Below are 17644 nucleotides of genomic sequence, written 5' to 3'. Positions count from 1 at the left end.
GACGTGGGACTCGATGACCGTGACGCGCTGCAGACCCTGCGCGCCGCCGTCGACCCCAACGGCCCCCATTCGGACGCGTTGATCGGCCGCTTCTACACCCGCTGGTTCGCCATCGACACAAACGTGCGCGACCTGTTCCCGCCGGACATGGCTCCCCAGCGCCGCGCGTTCAGCCAGGCGCTGGGTTGGCTACTCGGTGAGATGATCGCCCAGCGCGCCGAGGAACCGGTGGCCTTCCTGGCCCAACTGGGTCGCGATCATCGCAAATACGGTGTGACGCACGCCCATTACGACACCATGCGGGAAGCGCTGTTGGCGACCCTGCACGGCCATCTGACCTATGTGTGGGACGGCCGGATCGCCGAGGCGACCGTCGACTTCGTGGATCTGGTCATCGGGGTGATGCGCGGCGCCGCCGACGCCGAGCAGGGGCCACCGTTCTGCGACGGGACGGTCGTCGAGCACATCCGCGCCACCCGGGATGTCTCGGTGATCCGGCTGCAACTGGACCGGCGGCTGCCGTATCACCCCGGGCAGTACGTCACGGTCCAGGTTCCGCAGTGGCCGCGGCGGTGGCGTTATCTGAGCCCGGCGATCCCCGATGACGGCAGCGGGGCCGTCGAGTTCCACATCCGCTCCGTGATCGGCGGCATGGTCAGCCCGGCGATCATCGGTGAGACGACGGTCGGCGACCGCTGGCGCCTGTCGCACCCGCTCGGCGGCCTGCATGTCGACCGCGACGCCGGTGACGTGTTGATGGTGGCAGGTAGCACCGGGTTGGCCCCGTTGCGTTCGCTGATCATGGATCTGTGCCGGGAGGCGGAGAACCCGCGCGTGCACCTCTTCTTCGGCGGCCGGTACCCCAGCGACCTCTACGATCTGCCGACACTGTGGCAGATCGCGTCGATAAACCCGTGGTTGTCGGTGACGCCGGTGTCCGAATTCTCCACCGATCCGCCGTGGGCCGCCGACTACCCGGATCACACACCACCGCGCGGCCTGCACGTGCGCCAGACCGGATTGCTCCCCGAGGTCGTGACACGCTACGGCGGCTGGGGCGACCGGCAGATCCTGATCTGCGGCGGGCCACAGATGGTGAGCGCGACGAAGGCCGCGCTGATCGCCAAGGGTGCGCCACCGGAGCGCATCCAGCACGATCCGCTCTCGTGAAAGGACGGGCCATGCCCGAATCCCTGGTGCTCCATGATCGGTCGTCCTCGCTGAGCGCGACCTTCGTCCCCGGTGCGGGCATGATCGGCACCTCGCTTGCCGAGGATGGCACCGAGTTCCTCGGTCAGCGCCGCGGCCTGGATGCCTACATCGCCGACGGCAAGACCATGGGCATCCCGATCCTGTATCCGTGGGCGAACAGGTTGAGCGGCAAGGACTATGCGGTCGGCACCACGACGGTGCGGTTGGACGGCGCGCCCGGTGTGCGGACCGATCCGCAGGGCGCGCCGATGCACGGGGTCCTGGCCGCGCACCCCGGCTGGCAGGTACAGCATTCGGCCGACGAACTGCTCGCGGTCCTGGAGTACACGACCCCGGAGCTGTTGGCGGCGTTCCCGTTTCCGCATGTGCTGACCCAGCGGGTACGGCTGGCAGACCGGACGCTGACCATTGCGACGACGGTGGCGCCGGAGCCCGGCGTCGCGGTACCGCTGTGCTTCGGTTATCACCCGTATCTCACGATCCCCGACGTGCCACGTGCCGACTGGGTGTTGAGCACTCCTGGCATGCGATGGCTGCCGGTCGACGATGCCGGTCTGCCGACCGGAGAGCACCAGGTATGGCCGGCGTCTGCGGAGCCGCTGGCCGACCGCGCGCTCGACGACGGTTTCGACGAGGTGCCCGAGGGCGCGGTGTTCGCCATCGCCGGCGGAGGGCGGTGCATCGAGGTGCGTTTCGGTCGCGGCTATCCGGCGGCCCAGCTGTTCGCGCCGCCGGGTGCTGATCTGGTCGCCATCGAGCCCATGGCGGCGCCGACCGACGCGTTACGCCGCGGCGACTACCGGGTGGCCGAGGGCGACCCCGCGGAGTTCGAGTTCAGCATCACCGTTCAAGCGGCCGAGATCCTCTCCCGCACCTCGAAATCCAGCCCCAACGCCTCGGCGATGTAGATGTCCTGGGACATCTGGTTGCCGTGCATCCGCACCTCGCCGCGCGGGCTGGAGTAACGCAGGTCGGTCGCCGCCATGGTCATCGACTCGATGCCCAGTGAGCCGGCGCGCGAGACCAGCGTCACGAACAATGTCAGTGCCTCGTAACAGGATTCACCGATGCTGTTCAGGGCCGGCGCCGCGGCCCCGAAATGACCGTAATAGTGGCGGGCGAAATCCATGCTGGCAGTGGTGTTCAGCGCCTCGAAGTATCCGGCCGCGGCGAACAGGCCCTCGTTGCTCTCGGGCCCGCTGGCCAGCAGCATGTTCTCTTCGACGTGCGGGCTCAGTCTGGGTACCGCCCGCCCCAGGCCCGCGGCCGCGAACTGGCGGTTGAACGCGACACCGTCGCCACCGACCAACAGCAGCAGGACCCCGGTGGCCTCGGTCTGTTCGATCTGGCGGATTGCCGCCCCGAAATCGTCGGTACCCAGCGGGAAATACATCTCTGCCAGGAGCGGTTGCCCGGACGCCCTGGCGTGAACCCGCGCCGTCGACCCGGTCTCCCGTGGCCAGACGTAGTCGTTACCGATCACCACCCAGCGATCGATGCCGTACTCCGATTTCATCCAGTTCATCGCCGGCAGCAGCTGCCTGGACGGGGTTTCGCCGGTCAGGAAGAGACCGGGAGTGCGCTCGCCACCCTCATACAGCGGCCCGTAGACATACGGCACCCGGCCGGCGGTGATCTCGGCGATCGCCTTGCGCACCGGTGAGATGTGCCAGCCGGTCACCGCATCGACGGCGCCCAGATCGATCAAAGCGGCGATCTCGGCCGCGACGACTGTCGGCGCGCGACTTCCGTCGACGGGAATCAATCGCACCTGTCTGCCGAGTAGTCCCGGTCCGGCGTTGATATCGGCGATGGCGAGTTCGGCACAGGCTTCACACGACGGACCGTAGATACCGGCCGATCCGCTGAACGGCACCACGAGCGCGACGTCGATGGTGTCGCGCCGGATCCGTGCCGATTCGTCGAACATCACCGCATCTCCGTCCCGCCACCATCCGGGTTCGATCATCGACCGCTGTCGTTACCGCCGCGTTGCGCAACTGTTGGCTCGAGGAAAAGTTGTCCTGCGGCCCGCACAGCTCAGACCCGATCCGGTTCAGCGGGGGGTGGGCATCGACAGGTCGCTGACCCGCGCCAGTGTGCGGATCAGATGGACCGCGGTGTCCTCGCCGAATTCGTCGATCAGGGCGGATTTGACCAGGCCCTCCTGTCGAACCAACTTGCGCACCTTGGTCTTTCCCCGCGCCGAAAGGTAGATCAGCACCCGCCTGCGATCCATCGCATCGACCCGACGCACCACGAACCCGCCGTCGACGAGCTTGTCGACGATCCTGGTCAGGGACGGGGGCGGAATCGTCAGGGCAAGTGCGATATCGCTCATCGTGAATCCGTCGCCGCCGCGCAGCGATCCGAGCACACGCCACCCGTCGATGCTGGTGATATCGGCGTCCAGCAGTCCACTCGCCAACGCATCCGACCACCACCGGCCGGCCCGGAACAGGACCTCCGACACGCTGTCCGGACCGGTCGTCGTCGGCACCGCTCCCCCGCTCATCTCTTCCATCTCGAATAATTGGGTTCGTGCAGGATATCCGGCCTCATCACGACCCGCACACTCACGCCGGCTGCGCCATATCGGGGGCTTCGCCGGGCACGGGCCACGCCCGCAGCACGATCTGGGCCAACCATTCCGACGCCACGCCGAAGGCCGCGCCCACCAGGGCCGTCGTCGCGGCGATCAGCGCCGGATTGGAGACACCGGAGGTGGTGATCGGATGCGTGGTCGCCGCAATGGTGCCGACGGTCATCGCGAAACCGAAGACGATCGCCGGCGTCGCCGACAGCCACGGCAGCCGCGACACCTGAACCATTGCCAGACTGCCGATCCCGACGGCGACGGCAAGCAGTACCGCACTCTCGGTTCCGTTGACCGCCAGCAGGGTGCACGTCGCGATGGCGATGCCCGTCCAGTTGCACGCCACCGACTTCAACAGCCCACCGATCCCGGACCCGACGAAGAAGAACGACGCCCACGCCAGGAACAACACCCAGACGGGTAGCGGCCAGACGGCGGCGGTCAGCCAGGTCGACAGGGCGCCGAAGATTCCGACACTGATGGACAGCGCAGTGGCCTTGCTCATCGCATGTTCTCCATCAGTGAGCGTGCCCATGGTCATGGTCGTGCTCATGGTCGTGGTCGTGATCGTGTTCATGGCCTGCGTGCGCCAGCCGCTGCCCCTCGACGAGGGTGCGGCGCTCCAGGGTCGGGGCGTCGAAGAAGCCCTTCTGCGCGGCCAGTCGGCAGAACGCCTCCCCGAACTGGCGGTAGTAGACCGCCGGGTCGCAGACATCGCTGAGCCCGGATTCGTCGATCACCGCGATGAGATGTGACTTGAACTCGTCCCACTCGAAGGTCCCTGCCTTGCAGAGGTGCACGACGAGCCCGAACAGCCGGCCCTGCCATGGTGCGTCGAAGATCAGCTCGCCGTTGGATCGAGGCAGCGCCGTCGCGCCGTCCTGGTCGTCGAATCCGACGATATCGGTGACATCCTGGGTGATGGTCATCTAGCTCTCCTGCCCCGCGGAGACCAGTGCGGTTCCCACCATCGAGTCACGGCTGATCAGATCGACCAGTTCGTCGACCGAGAGCCCTTCGGTACCCGACGGACGCTGCGGGACAACGAGATAGCGGATCTCGGCGCTACTGTCCCAGACGTCGATGGCGACATCGTCGGACAGTGTCACCCCGAACTCGGCCAGTACGCTGCGCGGCTCCTTGACCACGCGGGCGCGGTACTGGGGGTACTTGAACCACGCCGGCGGGATGCCCAGCAGCGTCCACGGGTAGCACGAGCACAGCGTGCACACCACGATGTTGTGCTTTTCCGCGGTGTTCTCGACCGCCACCATGTGTTCGGTCTGCAGACCGGTGAATCCCATATCGGCGATCGCGGCGGTGGCATCACGCAGCAGCCACTCCTTGTACTCCGGGTCGGTCCAGGCGCGCGCGACGACCTTGGCACCGTTGACCGGGCCCATATCGTTCTCGAAGGACGACACGACGGCGTCGACGGCCTCGTGCTCGGCAAGTCCCTTCTCGACCATGAGCTATTCCAGCGCGTTCACCCGCGCCTCGACATCGGATAGTGAAAGCCAGTCCATGTGTGTTCTCTTCCTGGATGTTTCGTCAGTTGGCGGGTTCGAGGTAGTCCTCGAACAGGTCGGCGTACAGGTCGAACTTCTCGGCGGCGGCCTCGCCCCACAGTTCGGTCGAGGTGAACCGGACCATGTAGAGCTGGTGGGGGACGTCGGTCTGTTGGTGGGCGCTGGCCGCGGGGTCGTGGTAGGCCCCGTACTGCTTGGCGACGACACCGGTGGCGCGATTGAGATACCCCGGCAGCCGGTTGTGGGTGACCTCGTGGATGTTGCGCACCGTCACCGTCGCACCGACCTCGTAGGCCGGTGGTGCATCCGCAGGCAGATCATGGGGCGTGCCCTTCCACAGCACGTCGACCATCTTTTCGGCGAACGGGGACAACATTTCCGGCTTCTCCGGATGTGGGTTCATCGACGGGGCACCGAGTTGCTGCATCCGAGCGTCGATCTCCTCGTGGGAGATGTATCCCTTGTCGTTGAGCAGTTTTTCCACCGAGAACAACCAGTGTGCGTAGTAGGTCGAATCGGTGTAATCGCTCCATCCCATGAGTTCGATGCCGTGCCGCTGCTCGTCGAGATTGAAGGCACCCTTGGCGATCGCCATCGCGGTGACGGCGTGCATCCGGCCTTCGAAGGGGTAGCGCCAATCGGGTATGTCCGGCTCCAGGAATGCGGGATCGATGGGACCGAGCCCGTCCCGTCCGCCGACGTCGTGTGGACCATGCATTTTGCGAGGTGCTCCTGTCGATTGATTATTCTGCACAACACTTCGATGTGGAAGTATTCGCGGCCGAATCGCTGGTCGCAATCCGTCCGGGCATCCGTAACACGACATTTACCCACGGCCGATCCGTTGTTAAATATGCGTTTCAAGAGCTGGTTTTCCCGCTCGCAGCGGTTGCGCCAGGCCGGGTCGACGGCGACCATCACACACCAGCGGAATATTTGTTCCGTGGAAATAATAGTCAGGAGAGAAACCCTCATGAGCACTTCACACACCGCACGGGCGGCTGCAGTCACCCCCACCGACGATGCCGCCGTCGGCTCGGCAATGTGGTTGACCGGCACTGTCGCCCTCGCGCTGATCGCGTACTACTTCCTCGGCTACGACCAGGGCGCGGTCTCGGTCTTCGGGTCGGACACCCATGTGCACGAGTTCCTGCACGACGCCCGCCATCTGCTCGGCTTCCCCTGCCACTGAGAGGGTTCCGACAATGGAAAAGAGACTCATCGGGCTGGGACTCGGCGCCGGCGCCCTCGCCGGCATCGCGACCTTCGGCTTCACCCGGGTGAAGATCGCCCCGCTCATCGATGTGGCGATCGGTATGGAGGGCGTTCACACGCACACGCACGGGCCTGCCGCGGAGGCGCACGAACACGAGCCCGAGGTGTTCAGCAGGGCAGTCCAGGAGAATATCGGTGCCGCCGTCGGCTCGGTGATGTTCGCGGTCATCATGGGCGCGCTGTTCGCCGTCGCACTCGCTGTGCTGCTGAACATGCTGCGCAACCGGCGCATGCCTGCCGATCCGCGCACCGTGGCGGCACTTGGTGCCGCGGGGGCGTTCTGCGTCGTCTCGGCGGTGCCGCTGCTCACCTATCCGGCGAGCCCACCCGGCGTCGGCGACGACGCCACCGTGGGCGCCAGGACCACCGCCTACCTTGTCATGATCGCCGGATCTGTCGCCATCGCCTGTGCGGCGCTGACGGTGGGGCTCGCGCTGCGCACACGCATCGGGGGCTGGCCGTCGGCAGTGGCGGCCACGGCCGGATATCTGGTGGCGGTGCCACTTGTCGCGTCGGTCCTGCCGTCGTTCGACGAGACACCGCACGGCTTCCCCGCCGACGTCCTCGCCGACTTCCGGCTCGCGTCGCTGACCAACCAGGCACTGCTGTGGTTGGTCATCGGATCCACATTCGCCTGCCTGTTGCCACGCGCGCTGCGCACCGTCACCCCAGAGGAGTACCTGCGTGCCCATCGTTGAGTTCACCCCGACCCCCGATCAGTACGTATGGACGTTCGGGGGCGCCGATCCGATCATGGAGGTGGCGCCGGGGACGGTGCTGAAACTGTGGACCGAGGATGCCTTCGCGGGCCGAGTGACGTCGAGCTCGGACAAACCGAGTGAGGTGCTCAACCCCAAAGAGCTCAATCCACAGACCGGGCCGTTCTACGTCACCGGAGCCGAACCCGGTGACACATTGGCGTTGCACATCGTGACACTGGAGCCGGCGCGTGATTGGGCGGCATCGACCACCATTCCGCTGTTCGGGGCACTCACCGGCACCGACCGGACCGCGGGCCTGCAGCCTGCGCTACCCGAGAAGACCTGGATCTACCAGATCGATCGAGCGCGATCGACCGCCGTGTTCGCCGCGCACGAAACCGATTTCACCCTGACCGTCCCGCTGGCTCCGATGCTCGGCACCGTCGGGGTGGCCCCCGCGCTGCGGGAGGTACGAACCACGTTGGTACCGGACTACTTCGGCGGCAACATGGACACACCCGAGCTGCGCGCCGGCACGACGGTATACCTCGGGGTGAATGTGGAAGGTGCGCTGTTCTCGGTGGGCGACGGCCACTACCGGCAGGGCGAAGGGGAAACCTGCGGCACCGCGCTGGAGGGCGCGATGAACGTCACGGTGCTCGTGGAACTGATCAAGGGCGGCGCACCCGCGTGGCCGCGCCTGGAACACGACGACGCCCTGCTGACCGTCGGATCGGCCCGCCCACTGGAAGATGCCTGGCGCTGCTCGCAGGTGGAGATGGTCCGTTGGCTCACCGAACTGTATGACCTCTCCACCATGGATGCCTACCAGCTGTGTTCTCAGCTGTGCCTTTCACCGCTGGCCAACGTCGTCGACGTGAACTACAGCGCGGTCACGAAGATTCACAAATCGCTGCTGCCGCAATCTGATCCGTACAGCGGCACGCATGCCCGCATGCGTGCCGCTGCCGGTCAGCTCGACTGACGCTTCCCGCGGGGCTGCCACAGCACCAACGCGGTGCTGGGTTTGCGCAACCGGTCGACCTCAGCGGTCAGCTCGGCAACCCGGCTCTGCAGCGCCTCGACCTGATTGGTCAGTTCGATGATCCGTTTGATACCGGCCAGGTTGACGCCCTCGTCCTGGGAGAGCCGTTGCACCTCACGGAGCAGGTCGACGTCGTGCTGTGAATAACGGCGACCTCCTCCGGAGCTGCGCTGCGGTTTGACCAGCCCGAGCCGGTCATAGGTGCGCAAGGTCTGCGCGTGCATACCGGCCAGTTCGGCGGCCACCGAGATCAGGAAGGTCCGGGCGTCCTCTTGGCGGCTCATGACAGGTTTCCTGCCCAACCCGCCCTTGGGTCGAATCCGGTGGCCCGCTCGGCCTTTGCGTAGTTCTCCAGCGCCTCGGCCGCCTCACCCTCCAGATTGGGCGGCACGGCGACCTTCACGGTGACCAGCAGGTCGCCGTGACCGCCGGAGCGTTTGGGCACCCCGCGTCCACGCACCCGCAGGATCCGGCCGTCGGAGGTGCCCTTTGGCACCCGAACCCCGACCTTTCCCTCCAAGGTGGGCACCGAAAGTGTTGTCCCCAACGCCAATTCATGAAAGGCAACCGGGACGGTGACGGTCAGGTCGTCACCATCGCGACCGAACACCTTGTCGGCGCGGACGTGCACGGTGACGTAGAGATCACCCGACGGGGCGCCACGCAGACCCGCTTCACCCTGACCGGCCAGCCTGATTCGCTGCCCGTCCTCGACGCCCGGTGGGATCCGGACGTTGATGGTGCGGGTCCTGGTGGTCACCCCGGTGCCCTTGCACTCGTCACACGGGTGCTCGATGATCGACCCGCTGCCACGGCACTCGGTGCACGGCTCGGAAAAGCCGAACGCACCCTGGTTGCGGTTGACCACCCCTGCACCGTTACAGCCGGGGCACACCTTCGGGCTGGTGCCCGGACGCGCGCCGCTGCCATGGCAATTGGTGCACGGAGCCGGGCTGGTGAGCCGCAGCGGCATCGCCACGCCCTTGGTGGCCTCCAGGAACGAGAGCTCGGTCTCGGTCTCCAGATCGTTACCGCGCCGGGGGCGGCTCGGCCGGGGCTGTTGAGCACCCCGGCCGAACAACCCGCCGAACAGATCACCGATGTTGGCACCGCCGGCCTGACCGGCCTGGTCGAACAGGTCACCCAGGTTGAATTCCACTCCGTCCCCGGAGAACCCGCCGAAGCCACCACCGGCACTGCCGGGTCGGCGGCCGAAACCGCCGCTGGCGAACAGCCGACGGGTCTCGTCGTACTCTTTGCGCTTGGCGTCGTCGGTCAGGACTTCCTTGGCTTCGGAGGCGGCCTTGTAGCGCTCCTCGGCGGCGGAGTCACCGGGATTACGGTCCGGGTGGTTCTCGGCCAGGATCTTGCGGGCGGCCCGCTTGATCTCGTCCTTGCCGGCGTCAGAGGTGACACCGAGCTCCTTGTAGAAGTCCTTCTCGACCCATTCACGTTGGGCCATCCGTCACCTCCTTCGCTGGCTAGTCTTCTGATTGTGCAGGTTGTGCATTGCCGGAGTCAGCATTCTCGACCGTGTCGACCACTCCGACCATTGCGTGGCGTACCACCACGTCACCGACCTTGTACCCACGACGCATGACGGTGCCGACCACCGGGGCCGACCCGTCACCCTCGTGCTGGACCGCTTCGTGCAGCGACGGGTCGAAGGCATCACCCTCGGCACCGAAGCTGCTCAATCCGAGTCCTTCCAAGGTGGTGACCAGCTTCTCCGAAACCGCCTTGAGCGGACCGGATTCCAGGTCACCGTGGCTGCGGGCGCGTTCCAGATCGTCGAGAATGCCCAGCAGCTGGGTGATCACGCCGGCCTTGGCCCGATCGGCGGTGACCTGCTGATCGCGCAACGCCCGCTTGCGGTAGTTGGCGAACTCGGCCTGCACCCGTTGCAGATCGGCGGTCAGTTCGGCGACCTTCTCGTCGGCGGCTCCGGGAGCACCGCCGGGCTCGGCGGGCGCCGAGCCCTCAGGATTGCCCTGAGGGTTCGGCTCCTGCTCGCGAACTTCGCCGGTGTCCGGATCGATACGCCGCTTGTCGGTGATGGTCACCGGCCCTTCGTGCGAATCGGCTACGCCCGATGCTCTTCCGCGGGCGTCATCGCCGCTCACTTGCGCTCCTGGTCATCCTCGACAACCTCGGCGTCCACGACGTTGTCATCGGCTTGCTGGGAACCCGCATCGCCGCCGGCACCCTGCTCGGCCTGGGTGGCCTCGTAGATGGCCTGACCCAATGCCTGGCTTTCGGTGCCCAGCTTCTCCATCGCGGCCTTGATGGCCGCGATATCGGTACCGGCGAGTGCGGTCTTGGCCTCCGCGATGGCGGAGTCGACCTTGGCCAGGGTGTCCTCGGGAACCTTGGATCCGCCCTCGGCGCTGCGCTGCTCGGCGACGAACTTCTCCGTCTGGTAGACCAGCGACTCGGCCTGGTTGCGGACGTCGGCCTCCTCGCGACGCTGACGGTCCTCGTCGGCGTGCGCCTCGGCATCCTTGATCATCCGGTCGATCTCCTCCTTGGAAAGGCCGGAGCCCTCCTGGATCTTGATCGTGTTCTCCTTGCCGGTGCCCTTGTCCTTGGCCGTGACGTGCACGATGCCGTTGGCGTCGATGTCGAAGGTGACCTCGATCTGCGGCACGCCGCGCGGGGCCGGCGGGATACCGGTCAGCTCGAAGGAGCCGAGCAGCTTGTTGTGCGAGGCGATCTCGCGCTCACCCTGGAACACCTGGATCTGCACCGAGGGCTGATTGTCATCGGCCGTGGTGAAGGTCTCGCTGCGCTTGGTCGGGATGGTGGTGTTGCGCTCGATCAGCTTGGTCATCACGCCACCCTTGGTTTCGATACCGAGGGACAGCGGGGTGACGTCAAGCAGCAGAACGTCTTTCACCTCACCCTTGAGCACGCCGGCCTGCAGGGCTGCACCCGCGGCGACAACCTCGTCGGGGTTGACACCCTTGTTGGGCTCCTTGCCGCCGGTGAGTTCCTTGACCAGGTCGGTGACCGCGGGCATCCGGGTGGAACCACCCACCAGCACGACATGGTCGATCTCGCCGACCGAGATGCCGGCATCCTTGATCACCTGCTGGAACGGCGCACGGGTGCGGTCCAGCAGATCCTGGGTGATGCGCTGGAACTCGGCGCGGGTGAGCTGCTCGTCGAGGAACAGCGGGTTCTTGTCGGCGTCGACGGTGATGTAGGGCAGGTTGATCGACGTGCTCTGTCCGGAGCTCAGCTCGATCTTGGCCTTCTCGGCGGCTTCCCGCAGCCGCTGCATGGCCATCTTGTCCTTGGTCAGGTCGATGCCACTGGTGCTCTTGAACTTGTCGACCAGCCATTCGACGATCCGGTCATCCCAGTCGTCGCCACCGAGGTGGTTGTCACCGGAGGTGGCGCGCACCTCGACGACACCGTCACCGATCTCCAGCAGGGACACGTCGAACGTGCCGCCGCCGAGGTCGAAGACCAGGATGGTCTGTTCCTTCTGACCCTTGTCCAGACCGTAGGCCAGGGCGGCCGCGGTGGGCTCGTTGACGATGCGCAGGACGTTGAGGCCGGCGATCTGGCCGGCTTCCTTGGTGGCCTGCCGCTCGGCGTCGTTGAAGTACGCGGGCACCGTGATGACGGCATCGGTGATGTCCTCACCGAGGTAGGCCTCGGCGTCGCGCTTGAGCTTCTGCAGCGTGCGCGCGCTGATCTCCTGCGGGGTGTAGTCCTTGCCGTCGATTTCGACGGTCCAGTCCTTACCCATGTGCCGCTTCACCGAGCGGATGGTGCGGTCGACGTTGGTGACCGCTTGGTTCTTGGCGGGCTGACCGACCAGCACCTCGCCGTTGCGCGCGAACGCGACGACCGACGGGGTGGTCCGGGAGCCCTCTGAGTTGGCGACGACGACCGGGTCGCCACCCTCCAGCACTGCGACGACGGAGTTGGTGGTCCCGAGGTCGATACCGACCGCACGAGCCATAATTCATTGCCTCCTGTTTGGCTTGAATAGGATCTGAGTGAACCTCACTCAAGCCTGCACCCGACCGGTTCGCCCTGTCAAGTAGAAGTTGAGCCTGATTCACTCAAGTTGTTGTCGAACTGGTCAACGTCACCGTCGCCGCGATTTGTTCCCGGACCCGCCCACCTCGCCGAAAGTGACGCAGAGGTCGTTGCGGACGCGTCCCGACCAGCCGAAACGTCACTCTCGACAGTCGGAGAGGAACTCACGCAACACGCGGAGGAACTCGGCGGGTTGGTCGTAGGTGACGATGTGCCCCGCCGCGGCGATGGTCACCAGTCGAGAATCCGGCGTCCGGGCATGCGCCGCGTCCAGCACGTCGGCGCCGACCAATGGATCGTTCGCGCCGCGAATCCACAGCGTCGGGACGGCCAGGCGGTGCAGCTCGGGAGTCAGATACACCCGCATCGTCCGCGGCCCGTAGGCCTGGACCTGCCAGTCGTCGAGTGCACGCTCGCCATGACGGTTCTTGGCCCGGGCCTCCTCGACGGCGGAATCGACGATGCGGTCGAAGCCCGGGGTATCCGCACCCGCGGTCAGGGTGGCCGCCAGCGACGACCGGACCAGTCCGGGAAACCTGGCCAGCAGCCAGCTGGTCGCCCGCAGCAATCCCGGCGTCCGGATGCCCACCCAGGTGAGGAATTGGTAGGGGCGGACGGCGTCGAGCCCGCCCGGACCGATCGCAACCAGGGCATCGAGGCGGTCGGGATGCTCGAGCGCGAACCCGGTGGCCACCCCGCCGCCCAGCGACAGACCGATCAACCCCACCCGATCCAGCCCGAGCTCATCGAGCAGCTCACCCATGAACCGGCGGTAGAACCGGTCGTCGAGGGTGCCGCGCCACGGTCGGCTGCCGCCATGTCGCGGCAGGTCGACGACGTACACGCGATGGTCGCGGGCCAGGTCGGCGATGACGTCGTGCCAGACACCCAGCCCGGTGTCGAGCATTGCTCCGTGCAGCAGCACCAGCGCCGGGCCCGCGTCACCGGCCAGGTACACCCGCACCGGTCCGCCGTCGACCGTGATGTCGACATGCCTCATCCAGATCGCCTCCGATTGACGTTCGGGCCGCCATCCCATCGCATCACCGCGGCTACCGATCCCGTTTCGCGATGGCACCTGCCCACGGATATCTTCGCAGCCGGTAACCTGCGGTATCCGTTGCGCGCAATTGGGGGTTCGATCACAGGTGAGAGAGCAGATTCCGCATCACGACCCGGTCCGGGTACCGGTCGACGTGCCGCCTGCACACGTGATCGACAGCGAACCCGAGCCGCCGGAGATCCCCGAACTTCCCGAGCCTGACGAGCCGGCCCAGCCTTCCGAGGGCGTGGTCACCGACAAGACGCCGGTCAAACGCAATGGTTTCAACCGGCGCGGGTTCCGCTTCTCCACGCCTCTCGGCGATATCGCGATCGCGGTGCGTACCCCGAAACAGCAGCCGGTGGTGCCGAAGTGGTTCGATCCGCTGGGGCTCACCGATCGTGCGGTCGACGCGGCCAAGACGGGGCTCAAGCTGGCCGCGTGGGGTGAGGAGCAGGTCGTCACCTACGTCAAGAACCGCCTCGACGCCGTCGAGCCCACCCCGCGGCCGCTGCCGCAACCCGAGGCCTCATCCCACGACTCGCTGCACACCAAACTGGGTCGCCTGCTGGACAGGGCCCTGGACCAGAGCACCGCGGGCAGTCAGCAGGAGCTCTACCACCGCCTGCTGGACCAGCTGGTGGCCGACGAGGCCCGCATCGTCGGTGCGCTGTCGGACGGGACCTCCTCCCCGCTGGTCAACATCTACAGTCGGTCCCGCAACCAGGTCGTCCTGCAGAATGCGTGCCTCATCGGACGTACCGCGAATGTCGCACTTCCCCATATGGTCCCGCAGTACGTCGATCATCTGCTATCCCTTGGTCTTGTCGAGACCGGTCCGGAGGACCCGTCCAAGAAATCCGACTACGAGGTGCTGATGGCCGAACCGATGGTGCTCAAGGCGGTCAAGGGTGCGTCGAAGGGTCCGTTGATCGCGAGGACGGAGAAGCTCTCCCTGAGCCTTTCCACGCTCGGCATGGGCCTGTGGGCGGCTGCCGTCGCCGATGGCTAACGAGACCCTGCTCGCCATCCAGTCCTGGCGGGAGATCACCGCCGACTTCGAGGTCAACTGGTTCATCTATCTGTCGATGCCGTTCGTGGCCGCCTTCGTCGGCTGGAGCACCAAGATCGTCGCGGTCGAAATGCTGTACCGGCCAATGGAGTTCCGCGGCTTCGGCCCATTCGGATGGCAGGGCATCGTCCCGCGCCGGGCAGGCAAGGTCGGCTCGAAGACCATCGAACTACTCACCCAGAATCTGCTCAAACCCGAGGAACTGCTCGAACGCGTCGACGCCAGGGAGGCGGTCGACGCACTGCGTGAACCACTCACCGAGGCCATCGACGAAGTGTCCCGCGAGGTCGCCGAGCAGATCCGGCCGGGCCTGTGGGACGCCCTGCCCGATCCGGCCCGACGTGCCATCCAGAAGCGCATCCAGGACGAGACCCCCCGCGTGGTCGAGTCACTGCTCAACGAGATGCGGGCCGACCTACCGCGTTTCGTCGACATCCAGTTCCTCGCCGTCACCACACTGGTGCGCAACAAGGACAAGCTCAACAAGTTGATGCGCGGGATGGGCGATGACGCGATGGCGTTCGTCCGGCGCAGCGGCATCTATTTCGGTCTGGTCATCGGTGTCGTGCAGATGATCGCGTGGGCACTGTTCCAGAACCCGTGGATCATGCCGGCGTTCGGTTTCGGTGTCGGCTTCATCAGCGACTACATCGCGTTGAACATGCTGTTCCGGCCGATCGAGCCGAAGAAGTACCTGGGCTTCATCCCCTTCCAGGGACTGCTGCACGCCCAGCGTGACAAGGTCACCCGCGATTACGCGAGGATCCTGGCCGATGATCTGTTCTCCCCGGAGATCCTGTTCGACGGGGTCTTGCGCGGACCGGGCGCGGACAAGTTGTTCAGCCTGGTCGGCAAGGAGGTCAGCGCGGCGATCGACGCCCAGACCGGAGTGGCCACTCCACTGGTCAAGCTCGCCGTCGGCACCCAGCGCTACAACGCCTTGAAGGACAGCCTGGTTCAGGTGGTGCTGGAGCGGCTGCCCACCACGCTGGTGGAGGCGCAGGACTACGCCATGAAGACCCTCGATCTGGAGAACACCATCATCGAGAAGATGGGCCAGCTCACCAACGAGGAGTACGAGTCCATCCTGCGACCGGTGTTCAAGGACGACGAGCCGACGATGATCGCCGTCGGCGCCATCCTCGGCGGCGTCGTCGGCGAACTCCAGGTGGTCCTGATCGAGAACTTCGGCAACGAGCCGGCCGCGGTGAGCGCGCTACCCCAGCTCGTCCGGCACGCCCTGCACCTGTAACCGCGTCGCGACGGTAGCCTCGCAGGTGTGACGGGTGGGGCGAAACGGACAGCGCTGTGGTTCGGCAGCGGCGGCATCGCTCTGGCGCTGCTGATCGGCGGGTGTTCGGACTCCACCGAGGGCCGCCCGGTAGGTGCCGGACCCACCGGCACCGAACCGGACTTCCCCACCTCGCGCCCGGACCGCACCACCACCACGCCCACCCAGTCGCCCATCACCCCGGCCCCGGCCCCGCCGCCGGTCACCGTGCCGCCGGGCGGCGAGAACCTGGCCCCGCAGAACGGCTACGTCTTCATCGAGACGAAATCAGGCCAGACGCGCTGCCAGATCTCCGATCGGGCGGTCGGCTGCGAGGCCGAGTTCGAGAACTCCCCGGAGGTCGACGGTTTCCCCGCCAACGGGGTCAACATCACCGCCGCCGGTGAAGTCACGTGGTTGACAGGAAATCTCGGCGACATCCCGACGGTGCAACTGGACTACCGCACCTACACCGCGCTGGGCTGGACGATCGTCGCCACCGAGGACGGCACCCGTTTCACCAACGACGGAACCGGGCATGGGATGTTCGTCCGGATCGAGGGTGTGGAGACGTACTGATGAACGGCCTACCGCTATGAGCATTGCCCGCAACGAGCGCGCCGCGCTGGTGACCACCATGCGTGCCGCAGGCCCCGATGCGCCGACCCTGTGCGAGGGCTGGACCACCCGCGATCTCGCCGCCCATCTGGTCGTGCGGGAACGCCGCCTCGACGCCGCGCCGGGAATCCTGATCCCACAGTTGGCCGATTACACCGCCCGGGTACAGGACCAGCTGACCGCCTCCACCGATTGGCACGACCTGCTCGGTCAGGTTGCCGACGGACCGCCGCTGTACTCGCCGTTCAAACTTCTCGACCCGCTGGTCAACGTCGCCGAGATGTTCATCCACCACGAGGATGTGCGGCGCGCGGGAAATAACTGGGAGCCAAGGGTTCTCGATGAGTCCACGACGACGGCACTGCGAAAGCAGGTCCGCTCGTTCGCCAAGATGACGCTGGCCAAGTCCCCGGCGAAGGTGTCCCTGGCCACCCCCGACGGGGTCGTGCTGACCACCGCGGGCAAGGGCGCCCCGGTGACGGTATCCGGCGAGCCCGGCGAATTGCTGCTGTTCGCCGCCGGTCGCGAACCCGTGCGGGTGGAGTTCACCGGGGATGCCGACACCATCACCGCCGTGAAAGCCGGCCGCCGCGGGCTCTAGGCATGAGCGCCACGATCGCGGATTACCTGTGGTGGCAGGAGTTTCGGCCGGACTGGGCCGATGCGCACTGCGTGACACTGCTCGATGCCGCCACCCCGGAGCAGGTGATCGGCGATCTGGGTGGTCACGTCATCGATCGGGCAACCGGTATCGATGCGCTGCTGGCGCACGCCGCCGAACACGCGGGCGAGTTCTACAACCCCACCGAGGCGCTCATCGGGGTCACCACCACCGAAACCGGCTGGACGGTGATCGCCGAGGTGAACGGATATCTGGGCGTCACACACGAACTCATCCGGCCACTCACCGTGGGCCGGACCGTCGTCGCGCACTTCAAGAACATCAACGCGGTCTATCAGTTCGCGTGGTGGCACGACGGGCGGCTGCTGACCGATCTGGATCTGCTGTTCCCGGCCGAGCGTGCCGGCGACGAGCCCGACGCGGCGTTGCATCACCTGAAGGCCATCGGGCTCACACTGGATCCCGACCAGGATGTCTCGGCACTGAATCTCAGTGCGGCCGCATTCGCACTCGCCGAGCGGATCACCGGGGTGGCCTGCACCCCCGGATTGTTCGAGCGGGCCGACTTCACGATCGCCGTCGTACCGATGTCCGCGGGCTAGGGTGGAA

General features: G+C 66.3%; 21 protein-coding genes. 10 read left to right on the top strand and 11 right to left on the bottom strand.

Features of this window, described 5'->3' with window-relative positions; translation table 11 throughout:
• Positions 1 to 3: 3 nt before the first annotated feature.
• On the top strand, positions 4 to 1170 hold the full coding sequence (locus tag FBY28_RS16260; protein ID WP_141868414.1) for an FAD-binding oxidoreductase: 1167 nt from the start codon (positions 4 to 6) through the stop codon (positions 1168 to 1170).
• An 11-nt stretch (positions 1171 to 1181) separates the two neighbouring features.
• Entirely contained in the window at positions 1182 to 2120 is a 939-nt protein-coding gene (locus tag FBY28_RS16255; protein WP_141868412.1) for an aldose 1-epimerase, read from the top strand.
• Here the strand turns inward: FBY28_RS16255 and FBY28_RS16250 are convergent.
• The 6 genes from FBY28_RS16250 to nthB all read right to left on the bottom strand — a co-directional run bounded on the left by FBY28_RS16250 (position 2060) and on the right by nthB (position 6055).
• On the bottom strand, positions 2060 to 3181 hold the full coding sequence (locus FBY28_RS16250) for a substrate-binding domain-containing protein (RefSeq protein ID WP_216847752.1): 1122 nt from the start codon (positions 3179 to 3181) through the stop codon (positions 2060 to 2062). The genes FBY28_RS16255 and FBY28_RS16250 overlap by 61 nt on opposite strands.
• Before the next feature lie 87 nt (positions 3182 to 3268).
• Positions 3269 to 3727: a MarR family winged helix-turn-helix transcriptional regulator gene (locus FBY28_RS16245; RefSeq protein ID WP_216847751.1), complete on the bottom strand. Its 459-nt coding sequence runs from the start codon at positions 3725 to 3727 to the stop codon at positions 3269 to 3271.
• Positions 3728 to 3788: 61 nt separating this feature from the next.
• Positions 3789 to 4313 (bottom strand): DUF1097 domain-containing protein, encoded by a 525-nt coding sequence (locus tag FBY28_RS16240; RefSeq protein WP_141868409.1) that lies wholly within the window; start codon positions 4311 to 4313, stop codon positions 3789 to 3791.
• 13 nt (positions 4314 to 4326) lie between these two features.
• Positions 4327 to 4737, bottom strand: a complete 411-nt coding sequence (locus tag FBY28_RS16235; RefSeq protein WP_141868408.1) for a nitrile hydratase accessory protein — start codon at positions 4735 to 4737, stop codon at positions 4327 to 4329.
• Entirely contained in the window at positions 4738 to 5277 is a 540-nt protein-coding gene (gene nthA, locus FBY28_RS16230) for a nitrile hydratase subunit alpha (RefSeq protein ID WP_216847750.1), read from the bottom strand.
• Positions 5278 to 5359: 82 nt separating this feature from the next.
• Positions 5360 to 6055, bottom strand: a complete 696-nt coding sequence (nthB, locus tag FBY28_RS16225) for a nitrile hydratase subunit beta (RefSeq protein WP_141868406.1) — start codon at positions 6053 to 6055, stop codon at positions 5360 to 5362.
• Positions 6056 to 6310: 255 nt separating this feature from the next.
• Between nthB and FBY28_RS16220 the strand changes: the two genes are divergently transcribed.
• Genes FBY28_RS16220 through FBY28_RS16210 form a run of 3 tightly spaced genes read left to right on the top strand, consistent with a single transcriptional unit; the run spans position 6311 to position 8298 of the window.
• The gene (locus tag FBY28_RS16220; protein WP_174241655.1) at positions 6311 to 6529 is read left to right on the top strand and encodes a CbtB domain-containing protein; all 219 of its coding nucleotides are present in this window, start codon (positions 6311 to 6313) and stop codon (positions 6527 to 6529) included.
• Between the two features lie 13 nt (positions 6530 to 6542).
• Entirely contained in the window at positions 6543 to 7310 is a 768-nt protein-coding gene (locus tag FBY28_RS16215) for a CbtA family protein (RefSeq protein ID WP_141868404.1), read from the top strand.
• Positions 7297 to 8298, top strand: a complete 1002-nt coding sequence (locus tag FBY28_RS16210) for an acetamidase/formamidase family protein (protein WP_141868402.1) — start codon at positions 7297 to 7299, stop codon at positions 8296 to 8298. The genes FBY28_RS16215 and FBY28_RS16210 overlap by 14 nt, the downstream gene beginning before the upstream one ends.
• Here the strand turns inward: FBY28_RS16210 and FBY28_RS16205 are convergent.
• From FBY28_RS16205 to FBY28_RS16185, 5 genes are all read right to left on the bottom strand, one after another.
• On the bottom strand, positions 8286 to 8642 hold the full coding sequence (locus tag FBY28_RS16205; protein ID WP_019512839.1) for a heat shock protein transcriptional repressor HspR: 357 nt from the start codon (positions 8640 to 8642) through the stop codon (positions 8286 to 8288). The two genes, FBY28_RS16210 and FBY28_RS16205, sit on opposite strands and share 13 nt — an antisense overlap.
• Positions 8639 to 9820 carry a molecular chaperone DnaJ gene (gene dnaJ, locus FBY28_RS16200; RefSeq protein ID WP_141868400.1) on the bottom strand — a complete coding sequence of 394 codons (1182 nt, stop codon included), beginning with the start codon at positions 9818 to 9820 and terminating at the stop codon, positions 8639 to 8641. Before dnaJ ends, FBY28_RS16205 begins: the two co-directional genes overlap by 4 nt.
• Before the next feature lie 19 nt (positions 9821 to 9839).
• On the bottom strand, positions 9840 to 10481 hold the full coding sequence (gene grpE / locus FBY28_RS16195; RefSeq protein WP_141868398.1) for a nucleotide exchange factor GrpE: 642 nt from the start codon (positions 10479 to 10481) through the stop codon (positions 9840 to 9842).
• The gene (gene dnaK, locus FBY28_RS16190) at positions 10478 to 12331 is read right to left on the bottom strand and encodes a molecular chaperone DnaK (RefSeq protein ID WP_141868396.1); all 1854 of its coding nucleotides are present in this window, start codon (positions 12329 to 12331) and stop codon (positions 10478 to 10480) included. The genes grpE and dnaK overlap by 4 nt, the downstream gene beginning before the upstream one ends.
• A 219-nt stretch (positions 12332 to 12550) precedes the next feature.
• Complete coding sequence (locus FBY28_RS16185; protein WP_216847748.1) at positions 12551 to 13411, bottom strand: alpha/beta fold hydrolase; 861 nt, start codon at positions 13409 to 13411, stop codon at positions 12551 to 12553.
• 148 nt (positions 13412 to 13559) lie between these two features.
• Here FBY28_RS16185 and FBY28_RS16180 point away from each other — a divergent pair, with 148 nt between their 5' ends.
• Genes FBY28_RS16180 through FBY28_RS16160 form a run of 5 tightly spaced genes read left to right on the top strand, consistent with a single transcriptional unit; the run spans position 13560 to position 17637 of the window.
• A complete protein-coding gene (locus FBY28_RS16180) occupies positions 13560 to 14465 on the top strand; it encodes an Abi-alpha family protein (RefSeq protein ID WP_216847747.1) in 906 nt (301 codons plus the stop codon).
• The gene (locus FBY28_RS16175) at positions 14458 to 15777 is read left to right on the top strand and encodes a DUF445 domain-containing protein (RefSeq protein WP_141868392.1); all 1320 of its coding nucleotides are present in this window, start codon (positions 14458 to 14460) and stop codon (positions 15775 to 15777) included. Before FBY28_RS16180 ends, FBY28_RS16175 begins: the two co-directional genes overlap by 8 nt.
• Positions 15778 to 15804: 27 nt before the next feature.
• Complete coding sequence (locus FBY28_RS16170; protein WP_019512846.1) at positions 15805 to 16374, top strand: hypothetical protein; 570 nt, start codon at positions 15805 to 15807, stop codon at positions 16372 to 16374.
• A gap of 16 nt (positions 16375 to 16390) precedes the next feature.
• The gene (locus tag FBY28_RS16165) at positions 16391 to 17014 is read left to right on the top strand and encodes a TIGR03085 family metal-binding protein (protein ID WP_141868390.1); all 624 of its coding nucleotides are present in this window, start codon (positions 16391 to 16393) and stop codon (positions 17012 to 17014) included.
• Positions 17015 to 17016: 2 nt separating this feature from the next.
• Positions 17017 to 17637, top strand: a complete 621-nt coding sequence (locus tag FBY28_RS16160; protein WP_141868388.1) for a DUF6461 domain-containing protein — start codon at positions 17017 to 17019, stop codon at positions 17635 to 17637.
• Positions 17638 to 17644: the final 7 nt, after the last annotated feature.

It is taken from the genome of Arthrobacter sp. SLBN-53 (genome assembly GCF_006715585.1).
Classification (GTDB): Bacteria; Actinomycetota; Actinomycetes; order Mycobacteriales; family Mycobacteriaceae; genus Mycobacterium; species Mycobacterium neoaurum_A.
Note: the sequence above shows the minus strand (reverse complement) of the source record. Positions and strands in the feature narration are given on the sequence as shown.